Source organism: Pararhizobium sp. LjRoot235 (assembly GCF_964254145.1).
Taxonomy (GTDB): Bacteria; Pseudomonadota; Alphaproteobacteria; order Rhizobiales; family Rhizobiaceae; genus Pararhizobium.
Window position 1 is genome coordinate 3,821,649 of sequence record NZ_CAXUSP020000001.1, and the last position, 16,248, is coordinate 3,837,896.

General features: G+C 59.8%; 20 protein-coding genes. 6 read left to right on the forward strand and 14 right to left on the reverse strand.

The features are described from left to right. Positions 1–9: 9 nt before the first annotated feature. The 12 genes from flgH to ACSQ2Z_RS18820 form a co-directional block, all read right to left on the reverse strand. Positions 10–720 (reverse strand): flagellar basal body L-ring protein FlgH, encoded by a 711-nt coding sequence (flgH, locus tag ACSQ2Z_RS18765; RefSeq protein WP_436082595.1) that lies wholly within the window; start codon positions 718–720, stop codon positions 10–12. Then, positions 717–1,211: a MotE family protein gene (locus ACSQ2Z_RS18770; RefSeq protein WP_436083123.1), complete on the reverse strand. Its 495-nt coding sequence runs from the start codon at positions 1,209–1,211 to the stop codon at positions 717–719. Before ACSQ2Z_RS18770 ends, flgH begins: the two co-directional genes overlap by 4 nt. 47 nt (positions 1,212–1,258) lie before the next feature. Next, a complete protein-coding gene (locus tag ACSQ2Z_RS18775; RefSeq protein WP_436083124.1) occupies positions 1,259–2,323 on the reverse strand; it encodes a flagellar basal body P-ring protein FlgI in 1,065 nt (354 codons plus the stop codon). 47 nt (positions 2,324–2,370) lie between these two features. Next, positions 2,371–2,892 (reverse strand): flagellar basal body P-ring formation chaperone FlgA, encoded by a 522-nt coding sequence (gene flgA / locus ACSQ2Z_RS18780; protein ID WP_436082596.1) that lies wholly within the window; start codon positions 2,890–2,892, stop codon positions 2,371–2,373. Between the two features lie 16 nt (positions 2,893–2,908). After that, positions 2,909–3,697: a flagellar basal-body rod protein FlgG gene (gene flgG, locus ACSQ2Z_RS18785; protein ID WP_436082597.1), complete on the reverse strand. Its 789-nt coding sequence runs from the start codon at positions 3,695–3,697 to the stop codon at positions 2,909–2,911. A 12-nt stretch (positions 3,698–3,709) separates the two neighbouring features. Further along, complete coding sequence (locus ACSQ2Z_RS18790; protein WP_436082598.1) at positions 3,710–4,045, reverse strand: flagellar hook-basal body complex protein FliE; 336 nt, start codon at positions 4,043–4,045, stop codon at positions 3,710–3,712. Further along, entirely contained in the window at positions 4,045–4,464 is a 420-nt protein-coding gene (gene flgC / locus ACSQ2Z_RS18795; protein WP_436082599.1) for a flagellar basal body rod protein FlgC, read from the reverse strand. Before flgC ends, ACSQ2Z_RS18790 begins: the two co-directional genes overlap by 1 nt. Before the next feature lie 5 nt (positions 4,465–4,469). Beyond that, positions 4,470–4,850: a flagellar basal body rod protein FlgB gene (gene flgB, locus ACSQ2Z_RS18800; protein ID WP_436082600.1), complete on the reverse strand. Its 381-nt coding sequence runs from the start codon at positions 4,848–4,850 to the stop codon at positions 4,470–4,472. Positions 4,851–5,102: 252 nt separating this feature from the next. Next, a complete protein-coding gene (locus ACSQ2Z_RS18805; RefSeq protein WP_436082601.1) occupies positions 5,103–5,642 on the reverse strand; it encodes a flagellar protein in 540 nt (179 codons plus the stop codon). A 6-nt stretch (positions 5,643–5,648) separates the two neighbouring features. After that, positions 5,649–7,043, reverse strand: coding sequence for a flagellar protein export ATPase FliI (fliI, locus tag ACSQ2Z_RS18810; protein ID WP_436082602.1), 1,395 nt, complete (start codon positions 7,041–7,043; stop codon positions 5,649–5,651). 74 nt (positions 7,044–7,117) lie between these two features. Further along, on the reverse strand, positions 7,118–7,843 hold the full coding sequence (gene flgF / locus ACSQ2Z_RS18815; protein ID WP_436082603.1) for a flagellar basal-body rod protein FlgF: 726 nt from the start codon (positions 7,841–7,843) through the stop codon (positions 7,118–7,120). A gap of 1 nt (position 7,844) precedes the next feature. Continuing rightward, positions 7,845–8,624, reverse strand: a complete 780-nt coding sequence (locus tag ACSQ2Z_RS18820; RefSeq protein WP_436082604.1) for a DUF1217 domain-containing protein — start codon at positions 8,622–8,624, stop codon at positions 7,845–7,847. 184 nt (positions 8,625–8,808) lie between these two features. On the opposite strand from ACSQ2Z_RS18820, the gene motA reads away from it, so the two are divergent. The 6 genes from motA to ACSQ2Z_RS18850 all read left to right on the forward strand — a co-directional run bounded on the left by motA (position 8,809) and on the right by ACSQ2Z_RS18850 (position 14,091). Beyond that, positions 8,809–9,687, forward strand: a complete 879-nt coding sequence (motA, locus tag ACSQ2Z_RS18825; protein ID WP_436082605.1) for a flagellar motor stator protein MotA — start codon at positions 8,809–8,811, stop codon at positions 9,685–9,687. Between the two features lie 3 nt (positions 9,688–9,690). Next, entirely contained in the window at positions 9,691–10,638 is a 948-nt protein-coding gene (locus ACSQ2Z_RS18830; RefSeq protein ID WP_436082606.1) for a FliM/FliN family flagellar motor switch protein, read from the forward strand. A 60-nt stretch (positions 10,639–10,698) separates the two neighbouring features. After that, positions 10,699–11,322, forward strand: a complete 624-nt coding sequence (fliN, locus tag ACSQ2Z_RS18835; RefSeq protein ID WP_436082607.1) for a flagellar motor switch protein FliN — start codon at positions 10,699–10,701, stop codon at positions 11,320–11,322. A gap of 29 nt (positions 11,323–11,351) precedes the next feature. After that, complete coding sequence (gene fliG / locus ACSQ2Z_RS18840; RefSeq protein ID WP_436082608.1) at positions 11,352–12,383, forward strand: flagellar motor switch protein FliG; 1,032 nt, start codon at positions 11,352–11,354, stop codon at positions 12,381–12,383. 185 nt (positions 12,384–12,568) lie between these two features. Beyond that, the gene (gene flhB / locus ACSQ2Z_RS18845; RefSeq protein WP_436082609.1) at positions 12,569–13,645 is read left to right on the forward strand and encodes a flagellar biosynthesis protein FlhB; all 1,077 of its coding nucleotides are present in this window, start codon (positions 12,569–12,571) and stop codon (positions 13,643–13,645) included. 5 nt (positions 13,646–13,650) lie between these two features. Then, entirely contained in the window at positions 13,651–14,091 is a 441-nt protein-coding gene (locus tag ACSQ2Z_RS18850) for a hypothetical protein (protein ID WP_436082610.1), read from the forward strand. Positions 14,092–14,122: 31 nt separating this feature from the next. Here the strand turns inward: ACSQ2Z_RS18850 and visR are convergent, their stop codons facing one another. Continuing rightward, complete coding sequence (gene visR / locus ACSQ2Z_RS18855; protein WP_436082611.1) at positions 14,123–14,869, reverse strand: transcriptional regulator VisR; 747 nt, start codon at positions 14,867–14,869, stop codon at positions 14,123–14,125. Positions 14,870–14,879: 10 nt separating this feature from the next. Then, positions 14,880–15,620, reverse strand: coding sequence for a transcriptional regulator VisN (gene visN / locus ACSQ2Z_RS18860; protein WP_436082612.1), 741 nt, complete (start codon positions 15,618–15,620; stop codon positions 14,880–14,882). Between the last annotated feature and the right edge of the window lie 628 nt (positions 15,621–16,248).

The following is a 16,248-nucleotide window of genomic DNA, read 5'->3' on the forward strand; positions in this document are numbered from 1 at the left end:
CGAGCGCCGTCAGATCGGCGAGACGATGTCCATGACCTGCTGGCCCCACGGCGGTTGCTGCACTTCGCTCAGACGGCCGCGGCCGCCATAGGAAATGCGTGCCTCGGCGATCTTGTCGTAGGAGATCATGTTCTTCGCATCGACGTCATAGGGCCGGACGATACCAGCCACGTTGAGAATGCGGATCTCGTGGTTGACGCGCACTTCCTGCGAGCCACTGATCAGAAGGTTGCCGTTTTCGAGCACTCCGGTCACGACCGCCGCGACGAGCAGAGCCAATTTTTCAGACCGTTCGGTCGTGCCCTCCCCCTTCGTCTTGGTGTTCGAACCGTAGTCGAGGCCGCCCTTCCAGCCGAAATCGCTCGATTCGGACTGGCCGTTGGCGCCGATGTTGAACCCGCTGTCATTGGTCCGGCTACGATCGGTCTTGTTGTCGAACGAGGCCTTGTCGTCGATGCGGATATCGACGGTCAGGATGTCGCCGACCTTGAGAGCGCGCGCATCCTTGAACAGCGCCGCCTGATTGTCGCTCCAGAGCGAAAAACCGTTGGCGACCTGGCGCGGCTCCTTCGGATACATCGCCATCTGCGGTGTCTGCGCATATTGCAGGCCGCTGCCGATCGGGCTCATCGAAGGTGCCCTGCCGATTTCATTGAACGTCTGGTTCTGGCATCCCGACAACAGGCTGGCAGCGAGAAGGACCGAAAGCGGATATCTCATGACGGTTCCTTCGATGTTGTTGAATCGCTGGCGCTGGAAATAATGTTGGTTAGGACGGCCGCCTTGTCGCTGCTCATCTCGCTGAGGATGAGGCTCGATTGACGCGGGGGCAGCTTCATGACGATCGCCGCGGCGATGGCGGGATTGACCAGCTCGAGCTGCCCTGCAGCCGCATCCGCCTTCATTGTCTTGTAGATATCAACGAGGCCGAGCTCGGCCTGCTTCAGGAAATCGTTGCGGCGCTTCAGCCAGTCCTCGTATTCGGCGCGGCGCTGCTCGAGCTTGGCGATGCGGGCATCGACCTTGGCCTGCAGCTCTTCCAGATCCTTCTTCTGCAAGAGGTAACGCTGGTCGCGGGCGGCATCGGCAATATTGGTGCAGAATTGCTGGATTTCGTCGCCATTCGCCGGAATGGCTGCCGCCGGTGCTGCGACTTCCTGCGCGAAGGCGCCGGGCATGGCAAGCATGGTGCAACCGGCCGCCAGCATCATCAGGCGGCGGCGCAGGCTGTTCGCTTGAGCAGAGGGACGAGGTGCGGTCATTGCAATACGAGCTCCGCCTGGAGGGCACCGGCCGTCTTGATGCCCTGGAGAATGGAAATGATGCCGTCAGGCTTCACACCGATGCTGTTGAGCCCGGCGACGAGAGATCGCAGGTTCGACCCGTCGAGAATGGCGACGGTTCCGCCGTCCTGTGCCGCGTCGATGGTCGTGTTCGGCTCGATCGCCGTTTCGCCGCGCGAAAAGGGCTCCGGCTGCACGACGGTCGGCGTCTCGCTCACTTGGACCGTCAGCGTGCCGTAGCTGACGGCAACCTTGTTGATCCGCACGTCCTGCCCGATCACGATCGTACCGGTACGCTCGTTGATGACGACACGCGCGGGAACGTCGGTCTCGATGACGAGGTTTTCGATATCGGCCATCAGGCGGGAGAGATCGGCCATCTTCGGCTTGTCGATGACAACCGTCTGGGAATCCTGCGCCTGAGCGATATTGCCGCCAAACTGGGTCTTGCTGTAGCGGTTGATCGCTGCCGCCATGCCGACGGCGGTCGAGAAGTCGGGGTTTCTCAGCTGAAGAACGAGATTGAACGCATCCTTGAACTTCGCCGGTAATTCGCGCTCGATGATGGCACCGTTCGGGACGCGGCCTGACGTGGTGACACCCTGCGTCACCGAAGCCGCATCCCCCTGTGCATTGAACCCCGTGACGACGACCGATCCCTGCGCTACCGCATAGATCTGACCATCGGCTCCGGAAAGCGAGGTCATGACCAGCGTGCCGCCGCGAAGCGAGGTGGAGTCGCCGAGCGATCCGACGGTCACGTCGATGCGGCTGCCGGCGCTCGCGAAGGGGGGCAGATTGGCGGTGACCAGAACCGCGGCGATATTCTTCGCGCGCGATTCATCGTCCTGCGTCGAGATACCGAGGTTCTGCAGCATGGCTCGCAGCGATTGCGCGGTGAATGGCGAGGAACGCAAGCTGTCGCCCGTTCCCTGAAGGCCGACGACGAGGCCGTAGCCGATCAGCTGGTTTTCGCGTCCTGACTGCACCGAGGCGACGTCCTTGATGCGCGAGGCAGCCGCGACCGGCATGATCGCCATGGCGAAGACCGCGATGAAGGCCAGGCACGATTTGCCGAAACGAGAGATCATTTTGCCACCACATGAATTGTTCCGTCTTCCATCACCGTTCCGGAAACGATGATGCCGGAATCCGTGTTGCGCACGCGGATCAGGTCGCCGACCGCGGCGTTCTCCAACGGAGCGCCGCCGGCCGTTATCGTCAGAGGTCCGTTGCTGAAAACGATCCGCACCGCCTTGCCGCGCTCCACCGCATAGGGATCGCGCAGGCCCGACACGAGGATGACGCGCCCCGCAAGCAGCGTGCGGCTGGTCACCTTGCCGATGACCTGGTCCGTGGACGTCGCGTAGTCGCCGGTGAGCGACGGGTTCGTCACTTCCACTTCGTCGAGGCGGTTGGCATCGATGATTTCGCCGGGATAGATCGTCTGGACGGGAATGACCGCCATGCGCTTTTCGGCGTGTGCCAGGCCAGGCGACATCAGACAGGTGCAAAGAGAACCGGTCACCGCCAGCGCCCGCAGAAGAAATCCTCCGCGGGTGGCAGCAGCTGTCAATATCGATGCGTTGGCAGTCCGGCGAAACGTCATGTTTGCCATTCCTCTTTTATCTCAGGTTCTTGCTGACCGTCGCGGCCATTTCGTCGGCGGCCTGGATGATTTTCGAGTTCATTTCATAGGCGCGCTGGGCGGAGATCAGGTCGGTGATTTCCTTGACCGGATCGACGTTCGACGCTTCGAGATACTTCTGCTTGATCTGCGCGTAGCCCGGATCGGCCGGCGTGCCGATGACCGGTTCGCCGGAGGCCGGCGTCTGCTTGAACAGATTATCGCCCTGTGGCTCGAGGCCCGCCTCGTTGACGAAGTTGGCGATCGTCAGCTGGCCGATTTCCTGCGGAACGGTGTCGTTGCCGATACGGACAGTGACCTGACCGGACGAACTGACGGTGATTTCGCTCGCATTCTGCGGCACGGTGATTTCCGGGATGACCGTATAGCCGTCGATGGTGACGAGTTGGCCGTCGGCATTGGTGTTGAAGGCGCCGGCGCGGGTATACGCCGTCTCGCCGTCCGGGGTCTCGATCTGGAACCAGCCGCGGCCGATCAGAGCCAAGTCGAGGTCATTGCCGGTGCTGACGAGGCTGCCCTGCAGATGCAGATTGCGCACGGCGGACGTCTGGACGCCGAGACCGACATTGGCGCCTTCCGGCACGATCGCCTGGTTGGCGCGGTTCGGTACGCCCTGGGCGCGCTCGGTCTGGTAGAGAAGGTCGGAGAACTCCGCCCGCGCCCGTTTGTAACCGGTGGTGTTGATGTTCGCGATGTTGTTCGCGATCACTTCCAGGTTCAGCTGCTGGGCGTTCATGCCGGTCGCGGCGATGGAAAGAGCCTTCATTTTATCTGTTCCTTAGATCGGCATGCGTGCGATTTCGAGGTAGGCGCTGACCACCTTGTCGCGGATGGCGATGGCGGTTTGCAGCGACTGCTCGGCATTCATCACCGCGTCGATGACTTCGCGGGTATTGGCCTCGCCACGGATGCCCTGGATGGAAGCCGCTTCCGACTTCTTCAAGCTGTTGGTCATCTCGACCGCCATGCTGCCCATGACGTCGGCAAAGCTCTGCGAGGTGCCGGCCGTTGCCGCACCACCGAGGATTCCTTGTGCCGACGAGGTGCTCGATGTGCTCGTCGTATCCTTGACGGTCGAAATCGCCGCGCTGATGGTCTCGATTGCGTTGATCATTATTGCGAAGCCTTCAGGAGGTCGATGGTTGCGGAAATCAGGTCGCGTGCCTGCTTCGTGGTCTGGAGATTGGCTTCATAGGAGCGGTTGGCTTCCCGCATGTCGGCCATTTCGACCAGCACGTTGACATTCGGCAGTTTGACCATGCCCTTGTCGTCGGAGGCGGGATTGCCCGGATCGAACTCGATGTTGAAATCCGAATCGTCGGTTCCGAGACGCTGGACCTCGACGGTGGAAGCGCCGCTGACGCGATCGATTTCTGCCGCGAAACTGACGGTCTTGCGGCGATAAGGATCGGTTCCCGGCGCGTCGCCGGTCGAACGGGCATTGGCGATGTTTTCCGAAACGACGCGCAACCGCGTCGATTCCGCTTCGAGACCGGAAGCCGAAACCTTGAGAGCTGAAACCAGAGGATCCATCGCGCTTATTTCCGTACCGTCATGAGCATCATCCGGTGAAACGCCTTCACGAGCCCGGTATTGAGCTCGTAGTCACGCTTGACTTCACCGGTTTTCATCAATTCCTCTTCCAGCTGGACGCTGTTGCCCGACTGCTGGACCTCGGCATCGTTGATCATGCTGGTTTCGGTCACCTGCGCCGCCGCGCTTCCATCAGTGAAGTGGGCGGGATTGGTAGCTGCCATCTGAAAGCCGGTTTCCTGCAGGACGCTTTCGAACGGCTTGACGTCCTTGGCAGCGTAGTGCGGCGTATTGGCATTGGCGATATTGCCGGCGACGACATTCTGGCGGACTGCCAGCCATTGCGCCTGCCGGGACGCGAGGTCAAAAAGCTGTATAGGTTGCATCATGCGACTCCATGCTTGTTGCTGGAGAACCTAAGCAAGCAATCTTGCGTGGGACTGAATTGAAAAGCCGTGTGCTGCAGGCGCTAACTACCGCTTTTCAAGCGACAGCTTCGCATTGCATACGCTCATCCGGGACCAAAAAACGATGGGAGGGGAATGGTTTGGCATGCTTCAGCACCTTTGCAGCCACAAACCATCGCGCGGGACCGGCAATGCGCAAGGTTGACGGCGGCGGATCGTCGAAGGGCCGAATCACTCAGCCTGCTGGATTTCGCCCTTGGAGGTGATCATCACCCAGCGCCCGTCGCGCTGCTCCAGTGTGGCAAGACGACTGTTGTCCGGCAGGATCGAGCCGATCCGGACAATGTACATGCCGCTGCTGTCTTCGATCAGCGCGCGGCCATTTGCGACATGAACCAGCTTGAAGCCTGTCGCCGCCGGGAACGGCTGCTCCAGGCCATCTTCCGGAGCACTGCCCAGTTTCCTGCTCTCGCCCTCCGGAACCGTCGCCGTGGTCAGCAGATCAATCGCCGCCTGGGTCGCTGCATCGCGGTCCGTCATGGCCAAAGGCGAGGAGGTACCGCCGGAACCGGCGCGACCGGGCACATCACGAGTGTTGCCTTGCCAAAGCGAGGGCAACGAAAACTGGTCCTGGTGCAGGAATGCATACCAGGGAAAGAAGGTGGCAAGCGCAGCAAGGACGACACCGGTCGCGCCCAGGGCCTTGTCGATCAGCGGCGTACGCTCGCTACGCTTTCGCTGCGGCACGATTTCGTCGGCCTCGTAATCCATCACCCCTTACCCCCTTCGCATGTTCTGCGCCTGGCCGATGTTCGCCGCCGCCTTCAGCGCATTTGCAAGGTCGGTGAACGCATCGAAAGCCGGCCGCTCGCCCGGCGTCTGTTTCAGAATGTCGTAGATGACCGGCACCTGCTTGATCGCCATGTCGAGATCCGGGTCGCTGCCCGCCCGATAGCCGCCGATCAGCCTGAGGTCGCGCGTTTCCTCGAAGCGGTGGATCAGCGACTTCAACCGCGCGACCAGCTTTTCCTGATCCGGCGTCCAGGCCTTGCGGGCGAGACGCGAGACCGACGCAAGCGGATTGACCGGCGGATAGCGGCCTTCTTCGGCAAGGCTGCGGTCCATGACGATGTGACCGTCGAGAATACCGCGGGTCGAATCGGCAATCGGGTCGTTATGGTTGTCGCCGTCGACGAGGATGGAGATGATCGCGGTGATCGTGCCCGCCCCTTCAGCTCCCGGGCCGGCACGCTCGAGCAGCCGCGGCAGTTCGGTGAAAACGGATGCCGGATAGCCACGCGCGATCGGCGGTTCGCCGGAGGCTGTTGCGACCTCACGGATGGCGTGGGCAAAACGGGTGACGCTGTCGATAATCAAAAGGACGTTGTCGCCCTGGTCACGGTAATGCTCGGCGATCGTCATGGCCGTCAGCGGCGCCATCTTGCGCAGCATCGGGCTTTCATCGCTGGTCGCCACCACAGCAACCGATTTGCCGAGGTTTTCACCAAGCGTATCCTCGATGAATTCGCGCACTTCACGGCCGCGTTCGCCTACCAGCGCGATGACAACCTTGTCGAAGGCATCGGCGCGGGCGAGCATCGACAGAAGCGTCGATTTGCCGACGCCGGAGCCCGCGAAGACGCCGAGACGCTGACCGAGGCAGAGCGGGGAAAAGATATCGATCGCCCGGACACCGGTGCGAAAGCCATGCTCGACGCGCTTGCGGGTCATCGATGGCGGCGCCGTATTGGAAATCGATCGGCGAATATCGCCCTGCAGCAGCACGCCGCGACCGTCGATCGGCTCACCGAGCGAATTGATCGTGCGGCCGCACCAGGATTCTGTCGGCGCGATGCGGAAAGCGCCCTTGCGGATCACGGTGTCATGAATGCCGATCGGGTCGCCCGGCTCGATGGGGCAGACGACAACCGTTTCCAGCTCGACCTTGACGACTTCGCCAAGATGAATGCCCGTCGCGCTCTTGTGGGCGACAAAGTCACCGAGGCGAACATGCCGGGAAAGCCCGGTCACCGTATAATAACCAGCTGAAATCGTCTGAACATGGCCACCGGGGGCAATCGAAAACTCCGGATTGGAATAACGCCCGACAAGCCCTGCGAGCGCTGCAAGCGATGTCGAGGAATTGCGGATCTGAAGTTTCTCGTTCTGCATTCCGGTTCCTGCCGTCTGCCCTGCTCCACCGAGCATCTGTGGCCTGGCTTAGTCGTTTCAAAAAGGTGGAGCTGCTACTTGCTGCCGCCGAGCGTCTTGATCGCCTCATCGAGCGAGCCTTCACTGTCGCGCATCAGCGAGGTGATATTTTCGAAGGCGCGCGACACCATGATCAACTGAGACATTTCCTGGACCGGATTGACGTTCGATTCCTCGACATAGCCCTGCATCACGCCGACATCGAACCGATCAATGACCGGCTCGGCTGCAGTGTTCGGGATCACAGCGCTATTGTCGTAGCGGGAAAAGCCGTTGGCGAAATTGGCTTCATAAAGCCCCAACGCGGCAACCTGCGTTCCATTCTGCTGAATGGCGCCGTCGGCACCCACTTTGATTTCGCTCGCCTGAGGGTTGAGCCGAATCGGCGCACCGCCTGCATCGAGAACCGGATATCCGCGGAGTGTCACCAGATCGCCTGTCTCCGTGAGTGTGAAGCGGCCGTCTCGGGTCAATGCGGGGCCGGCGGGCGTGTCGATCTGGAACCAGGCATCGCCCTTGATGGCAAAATCCAGCTCGTTACCGGTCCTGTTCAGGCCGCCATTGTTGGTATTGAGGAATTCCTGCCCTTCCGACACGAAGGACACCTTGGTCGGCCGCGTATCGCCAAGCAGCTGGTTGAACTTCACCTCAGTCGAACGGAACCCGACCGTGCTCGAGTTGGCGACGTTGTCGGCCAGCGTGTTCATGCGTTTTTCAAGCGCCATCTGGGAGGAGACAGCAACATAGAGACCGGTTTGCATATCAGCGTCCCCCGAGTTTCAGCGTATTGATGGAAAGAAGAAGATCGGAGGAGATTCCGTAGCCGCTGTGTGAGCCGAACAGGGCGAGCGGATCGTAGGGGTCCGATGAATTGTTAATTTCCCAAAGGGCCGTGAACCGCTCGAGCATCTTCGACAGCTTGGCCGGATCCTGAAAATCCTTGATGTCGATCGCGTTCTCGATTGCGGCCGCCTGCTTGTCGATGTCGGAAGCAGCGAACTCATCGGGCATCTGCAGGAGCGTGCGTGTGACTTGCGCCAATGCCTCGTCGGCGAGCAGCCCATAGGCATTGGTGATCGACGGCGCCATGCGTTCAAAGTAGAGCGCCAGGCGAACGCCGGAATTTTCCTCGCCCGCATTCTGTTCCAGAGTTTGGCGCGCATATTTATCGACGACGCCCTTCTGGGCCTTCTCGAACGACGTCGCAGCCGTGCCGTTGCGGGCGAAGTTGAGCGATTCGACCAGATCGGTGTAGCGGCTGTCAGTCAACTGCTTGGCGAAGGCATCGTCGGTGTCGATGCCTTCGGTCAGCACCTTGCGCATGAAGGCCTTTGCATAGCCCATGTCTTCAAGGCCGTGCGCCTTGATCGCATAGTTATAAAGCCGCGCGTCGGCGAAGAAGTCGTCAATCGTTTTGACGTTGCCGATATTGGCCAGATAGTATTCGGTCTCCCGCGCAACATCCGGCTGCTCGGATACCCGTTCCAGCGATTTGGTGAGGTTGCCTGCAATCGTCTGGTAGGTGGTGTAAGTCGTCGTCACGACATTTCCCCGTTCATCCATGAGACATGGCGCAATACGCGCCGCTTGGGCGGAAACCTGCCGGAGCTTGCTTGCGCGAACCTGTTTGCCGCAGAAGCCTCAAAAGGGGGCCGACAGCCAGCCTCACGCAAGGCTGACGGCCTAACGATATGGTCGAAAATCCACCTTTGCGGCAGGTATCGAAATGAACATCATCATCGGGCTCGTCTTGACGATCGGCTGTATCCTTGGCGGCTTCATTGCCATGGGCGGCCACATGGAGGTCCTGAACCAACCTTTCGAGCTTGTCATCATCGGCGGCGCCGGCCTCGGCGGCTACATCATGGCCAATTCGATGAAGGTGCTGAAGGATACCGCCAAGGCGCTCGGTGAAGCCTTTCGCCACAAGGTGCCGAAGGAGCGCAACTATCTCGACACGCTCGGCGTTCTCTACAGCCTGATGCGCGACCTGCGCACGAAATCGCGCAACGAGATCGAAAGCCACATCGACAACCCGGACGAATCCTCGATTTTCCAGTCGGCCCCGACGGTGCTGCAGAACAAGGAACTGACGGCTTTCATCTGCGACTACGTCCGCCTCATCATCATCGGCAACGCCCGCTCACACGAGATCGAGGCGCTGATGGACGAGGAAATCAACACGATCACCCATGACAAGATGAAGGTCTATCACGCACTGAACACGATGAGTGACGCCTTCCCTGCGATCGGCATCGTCGCCGCCGTACTCGGGGTCATCAAGGCAATGGGCGCGATCAGCGAGGCTCCCGAGATCCTCGGTGCCAAGATCGCTGCCGCCCTCGTCGGCACCATGCTCGGCATCTTCCTCTCCTACTGCATCACCAGCCCGGTGATCGCCAATATCAAGGCCGTGCGCGACAAGCAGAACCGTCTCTACATCATCGTCAAGCAGACCCTGCTTGCCTACATGAACGGTTCGGTCCCGCAGGTGGCACTCGAATACGGCCGCAAGACCATCTCCGCCTATGAGCGTCCGTCGATCGACGCCGTCGAGCAGGAAATGATGAACCCCGGCGGCGGCGGCGAAAGCAAGGCGGCTTGATCCATGACGGCAGCATCGAGAAACAACGTCCATACCTTCGACCGCAAACTGCTCGCCCGCATGACCGGCGCGCTCGGCGATACCAAGACGATTGGCAAATTATGCAGTGAAATCGGCCATGTCTTTGCCGAGTTCCTGCCGGATATCTTCCAAAGCGAGACCGGCCTCGATATCGAGATCGGCTATGCCGGCTTCGACATGGGCGTCAAGTCGGAGTTGATCGCCAGACTCGGCAATGGCGTGGCCCTGTGTGACACGTCGCTGCGCAACTGGTGCCCGGAACTCGTCCTCAGCTGCGACAGCCCGGTGATCATCACCCTGATGGAAATCCTGCTCGGCGCGCCGCCGACCACTATCGATGAACCGAAGCCGCGCACGCTCTCCAACATCGAGCTCGATGTTGCCTCCATGGTGTTCGAAAAAATCGCCGATGTGCTGAAATCAGCCGTCAGCGCCGCCGGTGGCTTCGAGCCCTCCGTCGGGCGGCCTTGCAATGCCACCGAGCGGCCGGCTCCCGACCCGGACATCGCGGATGTCTTTGCCGCCTGCATCAACGTGACGATGGGGCTGGGTCCGGTTCTTTCGACGTTCTCGATCATCGTTCCGCAGCAGGTCTTGCTGAAGACCACCGTTGTCTTCCCGAAGGGCGTCGGACAGGCCCGCAAAGCCAAGGGCGCATGGGGCGAACAGCTGGAGCAGCAGATCCGCCGCTCCGCGGTCAATCTCGAAGCCCGCATCCAGCTGCAGAGCCTGACGCTCGATAAGATCAGCCGTCTGCAGCCGGGCGATGTCATTCCCTTCCAGGACGCCAAGGACGTGCGTGTCGAAATCAATGCCAACGGCCGCGACCTCTATGTCTGCGAGCTCGGCCGGTCCGGCGCAAGATATACGGTCCGGATCAAGGATACGCACGGTTCGGAGAGCGACATTCTCCACCATCTCATGAGTTAAAAAACCCCTGCCTTACCCGGCAACATGGTTGGGGCAAGTTTCAACTGGAATAGTTCGCACATGGCACCGAAGAAAGCACGAATTGAAGACAAGACGATCCTGGGCGCCGGCGATGCCGAGCTCGATCAGGCCATCGACGATCTGCGTGGCGTCCTGCAAAGCGATGCCACCGGCACGGCTCCGGCAACGGATTTCGGCATGGATTTCGCGACCACCTCGACGCTTGGCGAAACAGCTGATTTCGGCAGCCCGTTCGATGCGTCCGAGACCGACAGCTTCGGCGGTGATTTCGGCGGCAGCAGTAGCTTCGGCGATCTCGACCAGGGCACAGCAGCGTCATCGTTTGACGCCGGATCTTTCGGCGGCGATTCCTTCGGTGGTTCGAGCGGCTTCGAGGAGATGCCCGCCACCGAGCCGGGCAGCGGCATGACGGCCAATCTCGACCTGATCATGGACATCCCGATCGATGTACAGATCGTTCTCGGCACCAGCCGCATGCAGGTCTCGGGCCTGATGAACCTGACGGAAGGCGCAACCATAGCGCTCGACCGCAAGATCGGCGAGCCGGTCGATATCGTCGTCAACGGTCGTGTGATCGGCCGCGGCGAAATCACCGTGCTCGATGAAGACGAAACACGTTTCGGTGTAAAACTCATCGAAATCAAGGGTACCAGTAAAGTTTGAACCCGGTTACGGGTTATGGGGATCAATCCATGATGGATTTCGACAATTTTGAAGCATCGGCGCCGACGAGGCCTCTCAGTCAGATGGACAAGGCCGCAGCCGTTCTGCTCGCAATGGGCAAGCCAATTGCTGGCAAGCTGTTGAAATTCTTTACGCAAAGCGAGCTGCAGGGTATCATCGCCTCGGCCCAGTCGCTTCGGTCGATCCCGCCCCACGAACTGGAGATCCTGGTCAATGAGTTCGAAGACCTGTTTACCGAGGGCGCCGGCCTGATGGACAATGCCAAGGCCATCGAAGGCATTCTCGAAGAAGGCCTGACACCCGACGAAGTGGACGGCCTTCTCGGCCGCCGGACAGCCTTCGCAGCCTATGAAGCCAATATCTGGGACCGCCTGCAGGATTCCGACCCGGTCTACGTCGCCGAGCATCTCGGCAAGGAGCATCCGCAAACGATCGCCTATGTATTGTCGATGATGCCATCGACCTTCGGCGCCAAGGTACTGCTGCAGCTGCCCGAAAGCAGCCGCGCCGATATCATCAACCGCGCCGTCAACATGAAGAATGTCAGCCCAAAGGCCGCCCAAATCATCGAGACACGCGTCATGGAGTTGATGCGCGACCTGGATGCAGACCGCAACTCGGCCGGATCCATCAAGATCGCAGAAGTGATGAACGAACTGGAAAAGACCCAGGTCGACACACTTCTCGCATCGCTCGCATCGATCAACACCGAATCCGTCAAGAAGGTCCGTCCGAAGATCTTCCTCTTCGACGATGTGCTCTACATGCCGCAGCGCAGCCGCGTGCAACTTTTCAACGACGTGTCCAGCGACATCATCACCATGGCGCTGCGCGGATCGAACATGGAATTGCGCGAATCGGTGCTCGCTGCCATCGGCGCCCGACAGCGCCGCATGATCGAATCGGACCTGGCAGCCGGCGATACCGGCATCAATCCGCGCGATATCGCGATTGCCCGGCGCTCGATCACCCAGGAAGCCATCCGTCTCGCCGCCAGCGGCCAGATCGAACTCAAGGAAAAGGAAGCCGCGGCCGCCTGACCCCGCAAAGGTCGCCCCTTTTCCAACAGGCCTTTGAGCCCCGGTTCAAGGGCTTTTTGCTGGTAGCATCGTGGTTTCTGTGAAGCGCCGCGTTTCCGCCCATATCTTTCTTGCATCGCCTGCGGCCGCGGGTCACAACCGTTTGACGGCAGCGGCCGTCCCCAGATGCAAGAGGTCTTCATCCGATGTCGGACGATCAGGACAAAGACAGCAAAACAGAATCGCCGTCAGAGAAGAAGATGACCGACGCCATCGAGAAGGGCAACACGCCCTTCTCGCGTGAAGTGACGATGTTCGCCTCGGTCGTCGCCACTTACATTTTCATCGTCTTCTTCCTCCCCCAGGGCTTCGCAACCGTCGCTGAATCGCTCAAGGACATTTTCGAGCAGCCGGAGGCCTGGCGCATCGACACCGCGACGGACGCGGTGGCGCTCATCTCGCATCTTCTGTGGAAGGCGAGCGCGCTGATGATCCCGTTCTTCACGCTGCTGATCGTGTTTGGGATCGGCTCGTCCATTCTGCAGAATCTGCCGACGCCGGTGTTTGACCGAATCGCGCCTAAGCTCAATCGCATTTCCCCGATGGGCGGCTTGAAAAGGATTTACGGCATCCAGGGCCTCGTCGAATTCGCCAAGGCTCTGTTCAAGATCCTGGTCGTCTCGGTCATCATCGTCCTGACGCTCTGGAACGACTACTACGCGTCGCTCGATTCGATGTTTTCCGATCCGCTAACTATCCTCGCGACGATGTCCGGCGACCTCAACCAGATCATGATCGTCATCCTGATCTCGACCTGCATCATCGCTGTCGCGGATTTTTTCTGGACGCGGCATCACTGGTATACCGAACTCAGGATGACCAAGCAGGAAGTCAAGGAGGAACTGAAACAGTCGCAGGGCGACCCGATCATCCGCGCCCGGCTTCGCTCGATTGCCCGCGACCGCGCCCGGCGGCGCATGATCACGTCGGTTCCGCGCGCCACGCTCGTCATCGCAAACCCGACGCATTATGCCGTTGCACTGCGCTATGTGCGGGAGGAAGGCGATGCCCCGGTGGTGGTTGCCAAGGGGCAAGACCTTGTCGCGCTGAAGATTCGCGAGATTGCCGAGGAAAACGGCATACCTGTTTTTGAGGACCCGCCTCTCGCACGCTCAATGTTTGCGCAAGTCTCGGTGGATAGTGTGATTCCACCGGTGTTTTATAAGGCAGTTGCCGAACTCATTCACCGGATCTATGCCACGCAGCCGAAACGGGTGACGTAAAAGACATGAAAAAATGCGAATATTCCGAACAGCGCGAAAAAATTGTAGCCGATGCGATTCGTCCTGTTGCGACCGAATTGCGTCTGGTCGATGCGGCCGATTATATCGCGCTGCTTCGCTTTGAATCCCATGGCAGCCTCGCCGACCTGGTGTCATCCGCGGCGGAGCTCTATTTTCTTCCCGGCACGGTAAATTTCGGGATTGGCGGCAACTACTCGCTGGACTGGGATACCGAGCCGGAAATTTCGCTCGATCTCGAATTGAAGCCGGACGGCGTCACGGTCTATGCCCGGCTGGCGCTCGGCAAGGACACGGCCGGCGTTGAGATCAACCACATTGCATTCAAGAGCCCGTCCAGCGATCCGGACGAAAATACCGCGTTCCTGGCAAAGAGCCTCGACGCTGCGAAATTCGTGAAATCCTATCCGACCGCCCTCGCGAGTTGAGTCGTGATACAGGCCATGACGGCCAAAAAAATCAGCTGATATAACCGAGACGAATGGCCTTGGCGATCGCCTGGATTCTGTTGACCGAATCCAGCTTGGTCGTTGCAGCGCCGAGGTAAGCATTGACCGTATGGACCGACAGCCCCATCTTCTCGGCGATCTCTTCGCTGATATAGCCATCGCCGGCCATCTGCAGGCAGCCGATCTCGCGGTCACTCAGCGACTCGGCCGGCAGCATGCGCCGCTCGTCGGCGGCAAGCAGACCGGTCATGATCTGGCAGCTGCGGCCGTGCAGATCGATGATCGCCTCGCTCGTAAGGTCGATATAACTGCCCGTGAACGCGACATAGCCATTGCCCTGCGCGCCGAGCCTGACCGGCAGTGCAATGCCGGAATAAGGCAAAAGGCGTGCCTCGAGCCGACGGGTGAAGCGACCGAAATCCGGCGCCTCCGCCGCCTGGTGCTCGCCCATGCCATTCCACAGCACCGGCAGCAGCGAGGCGTCCAGATGCTGAAGCATCTCGTCACCGTAGGCCGCCACCAGCTCGTGCGCCGTCGCTTCGGCGGCGGCGCCCCAGTTGTCGAGCACGCAGGTCAGCTTGCGCGACGCCGGCAGGCCGTTACCGTTCAGCCGCAGAACCGCAAAGTTCTTGGCGTTGATCTGTTTCTGCATGCCCTGAAGCCGCGCGACGAGCGTTGCTGCCCGCGACGCCCTGGCCTGCAGCCGTCCGGCCTTGCCGTCATCTGCAGCGCGGGTATTCGGAAGGAAAAAGGTCATGGCCGCATTCCTAGACGAGGTTGTTGCGAACAGCGTAGGCGATCGCCTCGGAGCGGGTCTTCGTGGCGGTCTTGCGCATCACGCTGGTGATGTAGTTGTTGATCGTGTTACGGGAGATGCCGAGGATGACGGCGATCTCGTCACTGGTCTTTCCCTCGGCAATCCAGAAGAGGCATTCCAGCTCACGTTCCGTCAGCTCGAACTCGCGATCGGTGCGCACGCCGTGTTCATTGGTGAAGCTCGCGAAATAACCGGTCAGCAGGCCGATATCTCTGAGGCTTTCCTGCGAGAGAATAACGTCCTGAGGGAAGAGCAGCATCAGCGACAGCCGGGTGCGGCCGACGTTGAAGGTGATGGCGCAATACTCACGACTGATGCCGCGGCTGACGTCGATGTCATCCGGCAGGCTCATGAACACCGGCTGCATGACCGAGAGGCACTTCTCCATCTCGTTGGTCTTGGAATGGAGCTGTGACATCACTTTGCCGAGCCGCCTGACGACGTCGAACGGCCAATCCGAACACACGACGAAGTCCAGCCCCCCATCCTGCGACAGATCATAGCGGGCGAGAAGATAGTGGCTCGCCCCCACGTAATCCGTCAGGGCGGCAAGGCCACGGCTCAGGTTGCCGCGTTCGGCAAACTCACCGAGCCTGCGGATCAATTGTTCTTTTGAAAGTGCCCGTCCGGCACCGCGCAGCGACGCGACCGGCGCCGGCCAGATCGCAATCTCTGTCTGTAGAGCATCCATGACATTACCCCCCGTGATGGATTCGTCCGTGCTCATTCAGGCGCTTTTTTGCCGCCGCCGGCCCTGGGTCGAGGGATTCCGCCTTCCTCAACTCGACGCAAATCAGTACGCGAATCACTACACAAAATGTACATCGCTCCCTGCGAAAAACTACTGCCCCCCTTTTTGTGATTTACTTCTGGCAACGCCCGTGCCCCCGGTTCGAAATCATCCCATCGACAGGTGGATCGCAGGACAAGCATAAACCGACACTGTCAATAAATACCTGAAATTTAAGCGTTTTAATGTTGTCATACTTTTTAAAGCGCAGAATACCGCCGATAGGCTTGCACGATGTTCGTTCAAGCACCCAAAAACGCGCCCCGCAAATCAGGCTTTTAAAGCCAAATCTAATTTGTCAAGTTTTCATTTTTCTATTTGTTTTTTCACGTTGTTGCAGAATTGCACCAGCGCGCCTGACGTCTAGATTGGCCGTGCTACAGGACTCCTAAAGTATAATTATCAATATTATTTCTGTAATATTTCCAATTTTGCGGACATCGTTGGATTTACCGATTCAATACATGAAACACGGCTAGCAATCGTTCAGACCAGAGCGGTTCTTTCCCGGGAATAAATTAACGATCTA